The following is a 12,674-nucleotide window of genomic DNA, read 5'->3' on the forward strand; positions in this document are numbered from 1 at the left end:
TACACGGTGCGGCCGTAAACAGGAAGCGGCCGAAGGGAGCGGAGAAACCCGGTGCCCACGATCCAGCAGCTGGTCCGCAAGGGCCGCCAGGCGAAGACGAGCAAGACGAAGACGCCGGCGCTGAAGGGAAGTCCTCAGCGGCGCGGCGTGTGCACGCGCGTGTACACCACCACCCCCAAGAAGCCGAACTCTGCGCTGCGCAAGGTCGCTCGTGTGAAGCTCAGCAGCCAGATCGAGGTGACGGCGTACATCCCCGGCGTGGGTCACAACCTCCAGGAGCACTCGATCGTGCTCGTGCGTGGCGGTCGTGTGAAGGACCTGCCGGGCGTCCGCTACAAGATCGTCCGTGGTTCGCTGGACACCCAGGGTGTCCGCAACCGCAAGCAGGCTCGCAGCCGTTACGGCGCGAAGAAGGAGAAGAGCTGACATGCCGCGTAAGGGACCCGCTCCGCGCCACCCTGTGGTCGCAGACCCGGTGTACAACTCCCCGCTGGTAACGCAGCTGGTCAACAAGATCCTGATCGGCGGCAAGCGTCAGCTCGCCGAGCGCATCGTGTACGGCGCCCTCGAGGGCTGCCGCGAGAAGAGCGGCACCGACCCGGTGGTCATCCTCAAGCGCGCGATGGACAACGTGAAGCCGACCCTCGAGGTCCGCAGCCGCCGTGTCGGTGGCGCGACCTACCAGGTTCCGGTCGAGGTCCGCACCCCGCGTCAGACCACTCTGGGCCTGCGCTGGCTGGTGCAGTACTCCAAGGCCCGCCGCGAGAAGACCATGATCGAGCGCCTCCAGAACGAGCTGCTCGACGCCAGCAACGGCCTCGGCGCCGCGGTCAAGCGTCGCGAGGACACCCACAAGATGGCGGAGTCCAACAAGGCCTTCGCTCACTACCGCTGGTAAGACCCTGCTGAGGCCCGGTACCCACCGGGCCATCGGCAGTCGTACCGGTCCACGAGACGACGACGAAGAAAAGTAGGGATGGAAGTGGCCGCCGCAGACGCGCTCGCCAAGGTACGCAACATCGGCATCATGGCGCACATCGACGCTGGTAAGACCACCACCACCGAGCGAATCCTGTTCTACACCGGCATCACGTACAAGATCGGTGAGGTCCACGAGGGCGCCGCCGTCATGGACTGGATGGAGCAGGAGCAGGAGCGCGGTATCACCATCACTTCCGCCGCCACCAAGTGCGAGTGGAAGGGTCACACGATCCAGATCATCGACACGCCCGGCCACGTCGACTTTACGGTCGAGGTCGAGCGGTCGCTGCGCGTGCTCGACGGCGCGGTCGCGGTCTACGACGGTGTCGCCGGCGTGGAGCCTCAGACCGAGAACGTCTGGCGCCAGGCGGACAAGTACGACGTCCCCCGGATGTGCTTCGTCAACAAGCTCGACCGGACCGGTGCGGACTTCTTCCGCTGCGTGCAGATGATGATCGATCGGCTCAACGCCACCCCGCTGGTCCTCCAGATCCCGATCGGGCTCGAGGGCGACCACATCGGCGTCGTCGACCTGATCGAGATGCGCGCGCTCACCTGGCGTGGTGAGACCCAGAAGGGCGAGGACTACGCGATCGAGGAGATCCCGGCAGACCTCGCCGACCAGGCCGCCGAGTGGCGCGAGAAGCTCATCGAGACTCTCGCCGACGTCGACGACGCGGTCATGGAGAAGTACCTCGAGGGCGAGGAGCTCTCGGTCTCCGAGATCAAGGCCGCGATCCGCCGGTCCACGATCGCCAGCAAGGCGAATCCGGTCCTGTGCGGCTCGGCGTTCAAGAACAAGGGTGTGCAGCCGATGCTGGACGCCGTCGTCGAGTACCTGCCGTCGCCGCTGGACATCCCGGCGATCGAGGGCACCGCTACCGACGGCGAGACGCCGCTGCTTCGGAAGCCGTCGAACGACGAGCCCTTCTCGGCGCTGGCCTTCAAGATCCAGACCGACAAGCACCTCGGCAAGCTGACCTACGTCCGGGTCTACTCCGGAACGCTCGAGACCGGTACCCAGGTGATCAACTCCACCAAGGACCGCAAGGAGCGCATCGGCAAGATCTACCAGATGCACGCGAACAAGCGTGAGGAGCGCAACACCGCGCAGGCCGGCGACATCATCGCCGTCCAGGGTCTGAAGCAGACCACCACCGGTGACACGCTCTGCGACCCGGCCAAGCCGGTCATTCTGGAGTCGATGACCTTCCCGGAGCCGGTCATCCAGGTCGCCATCGAGCCGAAGACCAAGTCGGACCAGGAGAAGCTGGGCACCGCGATCCAGCGTCTGGCCGAGGAGGACCCGACCTTCCGCGTCTTCAACGACGAGGAGACCGGGCAGACCATCATCGCCGGTATGGGCGAGCTCCACCTCGACATCCTTGTCGACCGCATGCGGCGCGAGTTCAGCGTCGAGGCGAACATCGGCAAGCCGCAGGTGGCGTACCGCGAGACCATCCGGGGCACCGTGGACAAGATCGACTACGTCCACAAGAAGCAGACCGGTGGCTCCGGCCAGTACGCGAAGGTCATCGTCAAGGTCGAGCCGCTGCCGCTCGACGCCGACGGCCCGACCTACGAGTTCGTCAACGCCGTCACCGGTGGCCGTATCCCCAAGGAGTTCATCCCCTCGGTGGACGCGGGTGCGCAGGACTCGCTGCAGTACGGCGTGCTCGCCGGCTACCCGCTGGTCGGTGTGAAGTTCACGCTCCTGGACGGTCAGTACCACGAGGTCGACTCGTCCGAGATGGCGTTCAAGATCGCCGGCTCGATGGCGATGAAGGAAGCGGCCCGCAAGGCCGACCCGGCTCTCCTCGAGCCGATGATGGCCGTTGAGGTCACCACCCCTGAGGACAACATGGGTGACGTCATCGGCGACCTCAACTCCCGGCGTGGCATGATCCAGTCGATGGAGGAGCGCCACGGCGCCCGCGTCGTCAAGGCTCTGGTCCCGCTTTCGGAGATGTTCGGCTACGTCGGCGACCTCCGGTCGAAGACTGCGGGCCGGGCGAGCTACAGCATGCAGTTCGACTCCTACGCCGAGGTTCCGCAGAACGTGGCTAAGGAGATCATCGCTAAGGCCACCGGCGCCTGACGCGTTGAGGCACGTGCGGCCCGTCGAGGGCCGCACGTGCACGAGCAGTCGACAGAGTCCTGAGCGCCTTATCGGCGTGCCGGGCGAAAAGTAATGATCAGTCCACAGGAGGACACCAGTGGCGAAGGCGAAGTTCGAGCGGACTAAGCCGCACGTCAACATCGGCACCATTGGTCACATCGACCACGGTAAGACGACGCTGACTGCGGCCATCACGAAGGTCCTGCACGACGAGTTCCCCGACCTGAACCCGTACACCCCGTTCGACGAGATCGACAAGGCGCCGGAGGAGAAGGCCCGCGGCATCACGATCTCGATCGCGCACGTCGAGTACCAGACCGCGGCGCGTCACTACGCGCACGTGGACTGCCCCGGCCACGCTGACTACATCAAGAACATGATCACCGGTGCGGCGCAGATGGACGGCGCCATCCTGGTCGTGGCGGCCACCGACGGCCCGATGCCGCAGACCAAGGAGCACGTCCTCCTGGCCCGCCAGGTCGGTGTTCCGTACATCGTCGTCGCCCTGAACAAGAGCGACATGGTCGAGGACGAGGAGCTCCTGGAGCTCGTCGAGCTCGAGGTCCGCGAGCTGCTCAGCACCTACGAGTTCCCGGGCGACGACCTGCCGGTCGTCCGCGTGTCGGCGCTCAAGGCGCTCGAGGGCGACCCGGAGTGGACCGGCAAGCTCATGGAGCTGATGAACGCGGTCGACACCGCGATCCCGCAGCCCGAGCGTGAGACCGAGAAGCCGTTCCTCATGCCGATCGAGGACGTCTTCACGATCACCGGTCGTGGCACCGTGGTGACCGGTCGCGCCGAGCGCGGCATCCTCAAGCCGAACGAGGAGGTCGAGATCGTCGGTATCCGCGAGAAGTCGACCAAGACCGTTTGCACCGGCATCGAGATGTTCCGCAAGCTGCTCGACGAGGCCCGCGCGGGTGAGAACGTCGGTCTGCTGCTCCGCGGCATCAAGCGCGAGGACGTCGAGCGCGGCATGGTCGTCGTGAAGCCGGGCACCACGACTCCCCACACGGAGTTCGAGGGCCAGGTCTACATCCTCTCGAAGGAGGAGGGTGGCCGGCACACCCCGTTCTTCCAGAACTACCGGCCGCAGTTCTACTTCCGTACCACGGACGTCACCGGCGTCGTCACGCTGCCCGAGGGCACCGAGATGGTCATGCCGGGCGACTCCACCTCCATGTCCGTGAAGCTGATCCAGCCGATCGCCATGGAGCAGGGTCTGAAGTTCGCGATCCGCGAGGGTGGCCGCACCGTCGGCGCCGGAACGGTCACGAAGATCAACAAGTGATGAGGGCCGGCTCACAGCGTGAGCCGGCCCTCATCGGTGACCCCGATTAGCGTTGCCGGATTGAATCCGGCATACTAGTCAGGTTGCGTCCGCGCGGGGTGGGTAGCTGGCTTCGTTCAGGTATCCACCCTCGCCGGGTGTCCGGGTGTGGTTCGCATTGCCGCCCGACACCCTTAGATCCCCGCGATCGATCCGCGTCAGGTGACTGAGGCGGAACTTGGAGTGCCCAGCATTCTGAGACAACGCGCGACACGCCCGACCGCGGGGGTCGGACAACGCAGGATCAACGGTCCTGCGGGCATGCGGAGGCCACCCGCTTCCGCACGTAGCGGCATCGAGAGAAGGAAACAGAAGCCACCATGGCGGGACAGAAGATCCGCATCCGGCTCAAGGCCTATGACCACGAGGTCGTCGACTCCTCGGCGCGAAAGATCGTCGAGACGGTGACGCGTACCGGGGCGCAGGTCGCGGGCCCGGTGCCGCTGCCCACGGAGATCAACCGTTTCTGCGTGATCCGTTCGCCGCACAAGTACAAGGACTCGCGCGAGCACTTCGAGATGCGCACGCACAAGCGTCTGATCGACATCATCGACCCGACTCCGAAGACGGTCGACTCGCTCATGCGCCTCGACCTGCCGGCTGGCGTCGACATCGAGATCAAGCTGTAGGGACCGGACAATGGACAGGCAAGTAAAGGGGATCCTGGGCGCCAAGCTCGGCATGACCCAGGTCTGGGACAACAACAAGGTTGTCCCGGTGACCGTGGTGCAGGCCGGCCCTTGCGTCGTGACCCAGGTCCGTACCGATGAGAAGGACGGCTACTCCGCGGTCCAGCTGGCGTACGGCGCGATCGACCCGCGGAAGGTCAACAAGCCGGAGAGCGGCCACTACGCCAAGGCGGGTGTTTCGCCGCGCCGCCACCTCGTGGAGCTGCGCACCGTTGACGCCGGCGAGTACGAGCTCGGCCAGGAGGTCACCGTTGAGGCGTTCGCGGCGGGTACGCCGATCGACGTCACCGGTAAGACCAAGGGCAAGGGCTACGCCGGTGTCATGAAGCGGCACGGCTTCCACGGTCTGCGCGCCAGCCACGGTGTCGAGCGCAAGCACCGCTCGCCCGGTTCGATCGGCGCCTGCGCGACCCCCGGCCGCGTCTTCAAGGGCGTCAAGATGGCCGGTCGCATGGGTGGCAAGCGCTTCACCGTGCAGAACCTGGTCGTCCAGGCCGTTGACACCGAGCGCAACCTGATCCTGGTCCGCGGCGCGGTCCCGGGTCCCAAGGGCGCGCTCATCCTGGTCCGTACCGCGGCGAAGAAGAAGGGCGGTGCCAAGTGAGCTCGGTTGACGTGATCAACGCCGAGGGCGCCAAGGCCGGCTCTGTCGACCTGCCCGCCAACGTCTTCGACGTCCAGGCGAACATCCCGCTGATGCACCAGGTCGTCGTGGCTCAGCTGGCCGCGGCCCGGCAGGGCACGCACAAGGCCAAGACCCGTGGCGAGGTCGCCGGCGGCGGCAAGAAGCCGTACAAGCAGAAGGGCACCGGTCGCGCCCGTCAGGGCTCGATCCGCGCGCCGCAGTTCACCGGTGGTGGCGTCGTGCACGGCCCCGTGCCGCGCGACTACAGCCAGCGGACCCCGAAGAAGATGAAGGCCGCCGCTCTGCGTGGCGCCCTCTCCGACCGGGCCCGGGACGGCCGCGTGTTCGTGGTCGAGTCCTTCGTCAGCGGCGAGAAGCCGTCGACCAAGGCCGCGGTGACGACGCTGCGCAAGGTCGCTCAGACGAACAAGGTTCTCGTCGTGCTGGACAGCCAGGACGAGCTGAACTGGGTGTCGCTGCGCAACGAGCCGACCGTGCACCTCATCGAGGCCGGCCAGCTGAACACCTACGACGTGCTTGTCGCCGACGAGGTGGTCTTCACGAAGGTCGCGCTCGACGAGTTCCTGGGCGGTTCGGCCGAGACGTCCGAGGAGGGCGACAAGTGAGCACGATCGCCGACCCGCGCGACATCATCGTCGCCCCGGTGGTCTCCGAGAAGAGCTACAGCGTTCTCGACCAGAACTGGTACACGTTCGAGGTTCACCCGGACGCGAACAAGACGCAGATCAAGATCGCTATCCAGCAGATCTTCAACGTCCGCGTGCTGACCGTGAACACCGCGAACCGTGAGGGCAAGCGCAAGCGCACCCGCACCGGCTGGGGCCAGCGCAAGTCGACCAAGCGCGCGATGGTGAAGCTGGCTGACGGTGACCGTATCGAGGCCTTCGGCGGCCCGGTCAGCTAAGGGGTTTGTGAATCATGGCAATCCGTAAGTACAAGCCGACCACGCCGGGCCGTCGTGGCTCGAGCGTCGCCGACTTCGCCGAGATCACCCGGTCGACGCCGGAGAAGTCTCTGCTGGTCCCGCTGCCCAAGAAGGGTGGTCGCAACGTCCACGGCCGCATCACCACGCGGCACCAGGGCGGTGGCCACAAGCGGCAGTACCGGCTGATCGACTTCAAGCGCAACGACAAGGACGGCGTGCCGGCCAAGGTCGCTCACATCGAGTACGACCCGAACCGCACCGCCCGCATCGCGCTGCTGCACTACGCCGACGGCGAGAAGCGCTACATCGTGGCGCCGAAGGACCTGAAGCAGGGTGACCGCGTCGAGTCGGGCGTGGGCGCTGACATCAAGCCGGGGAACAACCTGCCCCTGCGCAACATCCCGGTCGGTACGACGATCCACAACGTGGAGCTTCGTCCCGGCGGTGGCGCCAAGCTGGCCCGTTCGGCCGGCGTCGGCATCCAGCTGCTCGGCCGTGAGGGTGTGTACGCCACGCTGCGTCTGCCCTCCGGCGAGATCCGTCGCGTCGACGTGCGCTGCCGCGCCACCGTCGGCGAGATCGGCAACGCCGACCAGTCGAACATCAACTGGGGCAAGGCTGGTCGTATGCGGTGGAAGGGCAAGCGCCCGACCGTCCGTGGTGTCGCCATGAACCCCGTCGACCACCCGCACGGTGGTGGCGAGGGCAAGACCTCGGGTGGTCGTCACCCGGTGAACCCGGCGGGTAAGCCTGAGGGCCGTACCCGTCGCAAGGGCCAGCCGAGCGACAAGCTGATCGTTCGCCGCCGCTACGCGACCCGCAAGCGCGGGTAACGGGAGTAGAAGATGCCTCGCAGCCTGAAGAAGGGCCCGTTCGTCGACGACCACCTCATCAAGAAGGTGGAAGTCCAGAACGAGAAGAACTCGAAGAACGTCATCAAGACCTGGTCGCGGCGCTCGACGATCATCCCCGACATGCTCGGGCACACGATCGCCGTGCACGACGGGCGCAAGCACGTCCCGGTGTTCATCACCGAGGCCATGGTCGGGCACAAGCTCGGCGAGTTCGCTCTGACCCGCACGTTCAAGGGTCACGAGAAGGACGACCGCAAGAGCCGTCGTCGCTAAGCAGATTCACGGATCAGAGGATTTAGGAGCTACAGCGATGCCAGTCAAGGGCGACGCTCCGGTGCTTCCGGGCGCGCGGGCGATTGCGCGGCACGTGCGCATCTCGCCGAACAAGGCGCGCCGGGTGATCAACCTCGTCCGCGGTCTGCCCGCGAAGGAGGCGCTCACCGTCCTGCAGTTCGCGCCGCAGGCCGCCAGCGAGCAGGTCTACAAGGTGCTCGCCAGCGCCATCGCGAACGCCGAGAACAACGAGCGGCTCGACCCCGACGCCCTCCTCGTGAGTGAGGCGTTCGTCGACGAGGGACCGACGCTGAAGCGGTTCCGTCCGCGGGCCCAGGGCCGCGCGTACCGGATCCGCAAGCGCACCTGCCACATCACTATCGCGGTCGAGGCGGTTCAGCAGAACCGCCCGGCGAAGAAGGCCGCGGCCAAGAAGGCCGCGCCGAAGGCCGAGTCCCAGAGCACGGAGGGTGCCGAGTAATGGGTCAGAAGGTTCACCCCACCGGGTTCCGCCTCGGCATCTCCACCGACTGGAAGAGCCGCTGGTTCGCGGACAAGCTCTACAAGGACTACATCGGCGAGGACGTCAAGATCCGCCGCATGATGTCCAAGGGCCTCGAGCGCGCCGGCATCTCCAAGGTGGACATCGAGCGGACCCGTGACCGGGTCCGGGTCGACATCCACACCGCCCGGCCGGGCATCGTCATCGGCCGTAAGGGCGCGGAGGCCGACCGGATCCGCGGCGAGCTCGAGAAGCTCACCGGCAAGCAGGTCCAGCTGAACATCCTCGAGGTGAAGAGCCCCGAGTCGGACGCTCAGCTCGTGGCGCAGGGCGTCGCCGAGCAGCTGTCCAGCCGGGTCAGCTTCCGCCGGGCGATGCGCAAGGCCATGCAGTCGGCCATGAAGAACCCGATCTGCAAGGGCATCCGGGTGCAGGTCTCCGGCCGCCTCGGCGGCGCGGAGATGAGCCGCACGGAGTTCTACCGTGAGGGTCGCGTTCCGCTGCACACGCTGCGGGCGAACATCGAGTACGGCTTCTTCGAGGCCCGTACCACGTTCGGCCGGATCGGCGTGAAGGTCTGGATCTACAAGGGCGACGCTGTGCCGGGTCGCGAGGTCGTCACCGAGGCGCCCGCGCGTCCGCGCCGTGACCGCGCCGACCGTCCCGAGCGTCCGCGTCGTGGCCGTTCCGGTTCGTCCGGCACGACCGCGGGCGGCACCGAGGCCGGCCGCGCCGCGGCTCAGGCCCGGGGCGGCGACGCTCCGGCCGGCGACAACGTGAACGACGCCGCGGCCACCGCGGCTCCGGCTCCGGCCGAGACGCAGCAGGAGGGCTGACACATGCTGATGCCGCGTAAGCCCCCGAAGGGCTTCCGCAAGCCGCACCACCCGGACCGCCACGGCGCGTCCAAGGGCGGCAACCGGGTTGTCTTCGGTGAGTTCGGTATCCAGGCGCTGGAGCCCGCGTACGTGACCAACCGGCAGATCGAGTCGGCGCGTATCGCGATGACTCGTCACATCAAGCGTGGTGGCAAGGTCTGGATCTCGATCTTCCCGGACCAGGCGCTGACCAAGAAGCCGGCCGAGACCCGGATGGGTTCCGGTAAGGGTTCTCCCGAGTGGTGGGTGGCGAACGTCAAGCCGGGCCGGATTCTCTTCGAGATGTCCTTCCCGAACGAGACGGTCGCGCGTGAGGCGATGCGCCGCGCGATCCACAAGCTCCCGATGAAGTGCCGCATCGTGACGCGCGAAGTGGGTGAAAGCTGATGGCAGCGGGCGTTAAGGCAGCCGAGCTGCGCGAACTCTCCGATGAGGAGCTGGTTTCGCGGCTGCGGGAGGCCAAGGCGGAGCTGTTCAACCTTCGTGTGCAGCGCGCGACCGGCCAGCTCGACAATCACCGTCGGCTGCAGGTCGTCCGCAAGGACATCGCGAAGATCTACACGATCATGCGTGAGCGCGAGCTGGGGCTCTCGGTTGCGCCGGATGAGGTGACAGCATGAGTGAGAACAGCACTGCTGCACCGCGTGCCCAGCGCAAGGTGCGTGACGGTCTCGTGGTCAGCGACAAGATGGACAAGACCGTCGTGGTCGAGGTCGAGGACCGGGTCAAGCACGCGCTGTACGGCAAGGTCATCCGCCGTACCCGCAAGCTGAAGGTGCACGACGAGCAGAACGCGTGCGGCGTCGGCGACCGGGTTTCGATCATGGAGACTCGTCCGCTCTCCGCCACCAAGCGGTGGCGCATCGTGGAGATCCTCGAAAAGGCCAAGTGAGTGCGCTGGGCCGGCTCCGGCCGGCCCAGCGGACCATCGTTCCGCCAAGCTTCGGAGAAGCCATCCGGAGAACTGGCAGACATAGGAGACAGACGTGATCCAGCAGGAGTCGCGACTGCGCGTCGCCGACAACACGGGTGCTCGGGAGATCCTGTGCATCCGGGTGCTCGGCGGCTCCGGTCGCCGTTACGCGAGCATCGGCGACGTCATCGTGGCCACGGTCAAGGACGCCATCCCCGGCGCCGGTGTCAAGAAGGGTGACGTCGTCAAGGCGGTCGTCGTCCGCACCGCGAAGGAGAGGCGTCGTCCGGACGGCTCGTACATCCGCTTCGACGAGAACGCCGCCGTCATCATCAAGGACGGCGGGGACCCCCGCGGCACCCGCATCTTCGGCCCGGTCGGGCGCGAGCTGCGCGACAAGCGGTTCATGAAGATCATCAGCCTGGCGCCGGAGGTGCTCTGACCGTGAAGATCAAGAAGGGCGACACGGTCGTCGTCATCGCCGGCAAGGACAAGGGTGCCAAGGGCAAGGTCATCGCGGCCTTCCCGCGGCAGGACAAGGTCCTGGTCGAGGGCGTCAACCGCATCAAGAAGCACGAACGCATCCGTACCACCCAGCGTGGTTCGAAGACCGGCGGCATCGTGACTCAGGAAGCCCCCGTGCACATCTCGAACGTGCAGGTGCTGGACGACCAGGGCAAGCCGACGCGGATCGGCTACCGGATCGACGAGAACGGCAACAAGGTCCGCATCGCGCGTACGACCGGTAAGGAACTCTGATGACTGCCGCCACCGAGAGCAAGACGCTGCCGCGCCTCAAGCAGAAGTACCGTGCTGAGGTCGTGCCGGCGATCAACGAGCAGTTCCAGTACGGCAACCCCATGCAGATCCCCGGCCTGGTCAAGGTCGTCGTGAACATGGGTGTCGGCGAGGCTGCCCGGGACGCCAAGCTGATCGACGGCGCGGTCCGCGACCTGACCACCATCACCGGTCAGAAGCCGCTGGTTCGCCGCGCGACCAAGTCGATCGCGCAGTTCAAGCTGCGCGAGGGCATGCCGATCGGCGCGAAGGTCACCCTCCGCGGCGACCGGATGTGGGAGTTCCTGGACCGGCTGCTGTCGATCGCGCTGCCGCGTATCCGTGACTTCCGCGGCCTCGACGGCAAGAAGCTGGACGGCCACGGCAACTACACCTTCGGTCTGACCGAGCAGTCGGTGTTCCACGAGATCGATCAGGACAAGATCGATCGCCCGCGGGGCATGGACATCACGGTGGTCACCACCGCCGCGACCGACGACGAGGGCCGGGCGCTGCTCAAGCTCCTGGGCTTCCCGTTCAAGGAGAACTGAGCATGGCTAAGAAGGCGCTGATCATCAAGGCGGCCGCGAAGCCGAAGTTCGCCGTGCGTGCCTACACCCGCTGCCAGAAGTGCGGTCGCCCGCACTCGGTCTACCGCAAGTTCGGCCTCTGCCGGGTCTGCGTGCGGGACATGGCCCACCGTGGCGAGCTGCCCGGCGTGTCCAAGGCTTCCTGGTAAACCGACTTTTGTAATACCGCTTCGCCGTAGGCCTGGGTCATGCCCGGGAACCCCGGCGAGAAAGGTTGACGAATACCCATGACGATGACGGACCCGATCGCAGACATGCTCACGCGTCTGCGTAACGCCAACCAGGCGTACCACGACAAGGTGACGATGCCCTACTCGAAGATCAAGGCGAGCATCGCCGAGGTCCTCAAGGCCGAGGGTTACATCGCTTCGTGGACGTCTGAGGAGCCCGAGGAGGGCGCGGTCGGCAAGCGTCTGGTCGTTGAGCTCAAGTACGGCCAGAACCGCGAGCGCAGCCTCGCCGGCATCAAGCGCGTCTCGAAGCCCGGCCTGCGGGTGTACGCCAAGTCTGACGAGCTGCCGCGCGTGCTCGGCGGCCTCGGTGTCGCGATCATTTCGACGTCCCAGGGACTGCTGACCGACAAGCAGGCCCGCAAGCGGAGCGTTGGCGGGGAAGTCCTCGCCTTCGTCTGGTAACTGGAGACTTTGACATGTCGCGAATCGGACGTAAGTCGATCCCGGTCCCGGCCGGCGTCGACGTCACCATCACGGGGCAGACCGTCAAGGTCAAGGGCCCCAAGGGCGAGCTCTCGCACACCGTCGCTGAGCCGATCACGGTTGAGAAGGACGGCAGCGAGCTGCACGTCAACCGCCCCAACGACGAGCGCCGGGCCAAGGAACTGCACGGCCTCTCTCGTACCCTGGTCGCCAACATGATCGTCGGCGTCACCGAGGGCTACAAGAAGACGCTCGAGATCAACGGCACCGGCTACCGCGTCACCGCCAAGGGCAAGGACCTGGAGTTCGCTCTCGGTTTCTCGCACCCGGTGAACGTGGTTCCGCCGGCCGGCATCACCTTCTCGGTGGAGCGGCCGACGCAGTTCACCGTGGCCGGCATCGACAAGCAGCTGGTCGGTGAGGTCGCCGCGAACATCCGTAAGATCCGCCCGCCGGAGCCCTACAAGGGCAAGGGCGTCAAGTACCAGGGCGAGGTCATCCGCCGCAAGGCTGGAAAGGCAGGTAAGAAGTGACCGCCACG

General features: G+C 66.4%; 21 protein-coding genes. All 21 read left to right on the plus strand.

The features are described from left to right. Positions 1-51: 51 nt before the first annotated feature. The 21 genes from rpsL to rplF all read left to right on the plus strand — a co-directional run bounded on the left by rpsL (position 52) and on the right by rplF (position 12,666). Complete coding sequence (gene rpsL / locus AB0M02_RS07690) at positions 52-426, plus strand: 30S ribosomal protein S12 (protein ID WP_014440718.1); 375 nt, start codon at positions 52-54, stop codon at positions 424-426. A gap of 1 nt (position 427) precedes the next feature. Next, positions 428-898: a 30S ribosomal protein S7 gene (gene rpsG, locus AB0M02_RS07695; RefSeq protein WP_196415138.1), complete on the plus strand. Its 471-nt coding sequence runs from the start codon at positions 428-430 to the stop codon at positions 896-898. An 84-nt stretch (positions 899-982) separates the two neighbouring features. Continuing rightward, a complete protein-coding gene (fusA, locus tag AB0M02_RS07700) occupies positions 983-3,079 on the plus strand; it encodes an elongation factor G (protein ID WP_364223258.1) in 2,097 nt (698 codons plus the stop codon). Positions 3,080-3,197: 118 nt separating this feature from the next. Continuing rightward, positions 3,198-4,391: an elongation factor Tu gene (gene tuf / locus AB0M02_RS07705; protein ID WP_360296246.1), complete on the plus strand. Its 1,194-nt coding sequence runs from the start codon at positions 3,198-3,200 to the stop codon at positions 4,389-4,391. Positions 4,392-4,750: 359 nt separating this feature from the next. Beyond that, complete coding sequence (rpsJ, locus tag AB0M02_RS07710; protein WP_007073037.1) at positions 4,751-5,059, plus strand: 30S ribosomal protein S10; 309 nt, start codon at positions 4,751-4,753, stop codon at positions 5,057-5,059. A 10-nt stretch (positions 5,060-5,069) separates the two neighbouring features. Beyond that, entirely contained in the window at positions 5,070-5,723 is a 654-nt protein-coding gene (gene rplC / locus AB0M02_RS07715) for a 50S ribosomal protein L3 (protein WP_364223261.1), read from the plus strand. Continuing rightward, positions 5,720-6,370, plus strand: a complete 651-nt coding sequence (gene rplD / locus AB0M02_RS07720) for a 50S ribosomal protein L4 (protein ID WP_364223264.1) — start codon at positions 5,720-5,722, stop codon at positions 6,368-6,370. The genes rplC and rplD overlap by 4 nt, the downstream gene beginning before the upstream one ends. Further along, on the plus strand, positions 6,367-6,669 hold the full coding sequence (rplW, locus tag AB0M02_RS07725) for a 50S ribosomal protein L23 (protein ID WP_364223267.1): 303 nt from the start codon (positions 6,367-6,369) through the stop codon (positions 6,667-6,669). Before rplD ends, rplW begins: the two co-directional genes overlap by 4 nt. A gap of 14 nt (positions 6,670-6,683) precedes the next feature. Further along, complete coding sequence (gene rplB, locus AB0M02_RS07730) at positions 6,684-7,523, plus strand: 50S ribosomal protein L2 (RefSeq protein ID WP_364223270.1); 840 nt, start codon at positions 6,684-6,686, stop codon at positions 7,521-7,523. A gap of 12 nt (positions 7,524-7,535) precedes the next feature. After that, entirely contained in the window at positions 7,536-7,817 is a 282-nt protein-coding gene (gene rpsS / locus AB0M02_RS07735; RefSeq protein ID WP_014440726.1) for a 30S ribosomal protein S19, read from the plus strand. A 37-nt stretch (positions 7,818-7,854) separates the two neighbouring features. Further along, entirely contained in the window at positions 7,855-8,298 is a 444-nt protein-coding gene (rplV, locus tag AB0M02_RS07740; protein ID WP_364223274.1) for a 50S ribosomal protein L22, read from the plus strand. Continuing rightward, a complete protein-coding gene (gene rpsC, locus AB0M02_RS07745; protein ID WP_364223277.1) occupies positions 8,298-9,155 on the plus strand; it encodes a 30S ribosomal protein S3 in 858 nt (285 codons plus the stop codon). Before rplV ends, rpsC begins: the two co-directional genes overlap by 1 nt. Before the next feature lie 3 nt (positions 9,156-9,158). Continuing rightward, a complete protein-coding gene (gene rplP / locus AB0M02_RS07750; RefSeq protein WP_014687763.1) occupies positions 9,159-9,584 on the plus strand; it encodes a 50S ribosomal protein L16 in 426 nt (141 codons plus the stop codon). Further along, complete coding sequence (rpmC, locus tag AB0M02_RS07755; protein ID WP_364223280.1) at positions 9,584-9,817, plus strand: 50S ribosomal protein L29; 234 nt, start codon at positions 9,584-9,586, stop codon at positions 9,815-9,817. The genes rplP and rpmC overlap by 1 nt, the downstream gene beginning before the upstream one ends. Further along, entirely contained in the window at positions 9,814-10,089 is a 276-nt protein-coding gene (rpsQ, locus tag AB0M02_RS07760) for a 30S ribosomal protein S17 (protein ID WP_364223283.1), read from the plus strand. The genes rpmC and rpsQ overlap by 4 nt, the downstream gene beginning before the upstream one ends. A 94-nt stretch (positions 10,090-10,183) precedes the next feature. Beyond that, the gene (gene rplN, locus AB0M02_RS07765; protein WP_007465279.1) at positions 10,184-10,552 is read left to right on the plus strand and encodes a 50S ribosomal protein L14; all 369 of its coding nucleotides are present in this window, start codon (positions 10,184-10,186) and stop codon (positions 10,550-10,552) included. Beyond that, a complete protein-coding gene (rplX, locus tag AB0M02_RS07770; RefSeq protein ID WP_364224489.1) occupies positions 10,549-10,869 on the plus strand; it encodes a 50S ribosomal protein L24 in 321 nt (106 codons plus the stop codon). Before rplN ends, rplX begins: the two co-directional genes overlap by 4 nt. Beyond that, positions 10,869-11,438: a 50S ribosomal protein L5 gene (gene rplE, locus AB0M02_RS07775; RefSeq protein ID WP_364223286.1), complete on the plus strand. Its 570-nt coding sequence runs from the start codon at positions 10,869-10,871 to the stop codon at positions 11,436-11,438. The genes rplX and rplE overlap by 1 nt, the downstream gene beginning before the upstream one ends. A gap of 2 nt (positions 11,439-11,440) precedes the next feature. Next, positions 11,441-11,626 carry a type Z 30S ribosomal protein S14 gene (locus tag AB0M02_RS07780; protein WP_014440734.1) on the plus strand — a complete coding sequence of 62 codons (186 nt, stop codon included), beginning with the start codon at positions 11,441-11,443 and terminating at the stop codon, positions 11,624-11,626. 78 nt (positions 11,627-11,704) lie between these two features. After that, positions 11,705-12,112, plus strand: a complete 408-nt coding sequence (gene rpsH, locus AB0M02_RS07785) for a 30S ribosomal protein S8 (RefSeq protein ID WP_364223289.1) — start codon at positions 11,705-11,707, stop codon at positions 12,110-12,112. Positions 12,113-12,126: 14 nt separating this feature from the next. Continuing rightward, positions 12,127-12,666 (plus strand): 50S ribosomal protein L6, encoded by a 540-nt coding sequence (gene rplF, locus AB0M02_RS07790; protein ID WP_364223292.1) that lies wholly within the window; start codon positions 12,127-12,129, stop codon positions 12,664-12,666. Positions 12,667-12,674 lie beyond the last annotated feature (8 nt).

Source organism: Actinoplanes sp. NPDC051861, assembly GCF_040681145.1.
GTDB lineage: Bacteria > Actinomycetota > Actinomycetes > Mycobacteriales > Micromonosporaceae > Actinoplanes.

Coding starts and splice junctions, on each gene's coding strand:
- rpsG (WP_196415138.1), top strand. CDS start 428: ATGCCGCGTAAGGGACCCGCTCCGCGCCACCCTGTGGTCGCAGACCCG.
- rpsJ (WP_007073037.1), top strand. CDS start 4,751: ATGGCGGGACAGAAGATCCGCATCCGGCTCAAGGCCTATGACCACGAG.
- rplC (WP_364223261.1), top strand. CDS start 5,070: ATGGACAGGCAAGTAAAGGGGATCCTGGGCGCCAAGCTCGGCATGACC.
- rplB (WP_364223270.1), top strand. CDS start 6,684: ATGGCAATCCGTAAGTACAAGCCGACCACGCCGGGCCGTCGTGGCTCG.
- rpsS (WP_014440726.1), top strand. CDS start 7,536: ATGCCTCGCAGCCTGAAGAAGGGCCCGTTCGTCGACGACCACCTCATC.
- rplV (WP_364223274.1), top strand. CDS start 7,855: ATGCCAGTCAAGGGCGACGCTCCGGTGCTTCCGGGCGCGCGGGCGATT.
- rpsC (WP_364223277.1), top strand. CDS start 8,298: ATGGGTCAGAAGGTTCACCCCACCGGGTTCCGCCTCGGCATCTCCACC.
- rplP (WP_014687763.1), top strand. CDS start 9,159: ATGCTGATGCCGCGTAAGCCCCCGAAGGGCTTCCGCAAGCCGCACCAC.
- rpmC (WP_364223280.1), top strand. CDS start 9,584: ATGGCAGCGGGCGTTAAGGCAGCCGAGCTGCGCGAACTCTCCGATGAG.
- rpsQ (WP_364223283.1), top strand. CDS start 9,814: ATGAGTGAGAACAGCACTGCTGCACCGCGTGCCCAGCGCAAGGTGCGT.
- rplE (WP_364223286.1), top strand. CDS start 10,869: ATGACTGCCGCCACCGAGAGCAAGACGCTGCCGCGCCTCAAGCAGAAG.
- AB0M02_RS07780 (WP_014440734.1), top strand. CDS start 11,441: ATGGCTAAGAAGGCGCTGATCATCAAGGCGGCCGCGAAGCCGAAGTTC.
- rpsH (WP_364223289.1), top strand. CDS start 11,705: ATGACGATGACGGACCCGATCGCAGACATGCTCACGCGTCTGCGTAAC.
- rplF (WP_364223292.1), top strand. CDS start 12,127: ATGTCGCGAATCGGACGTAAGTCGATCCCGGTCCCGGCCGGCGTCGAC.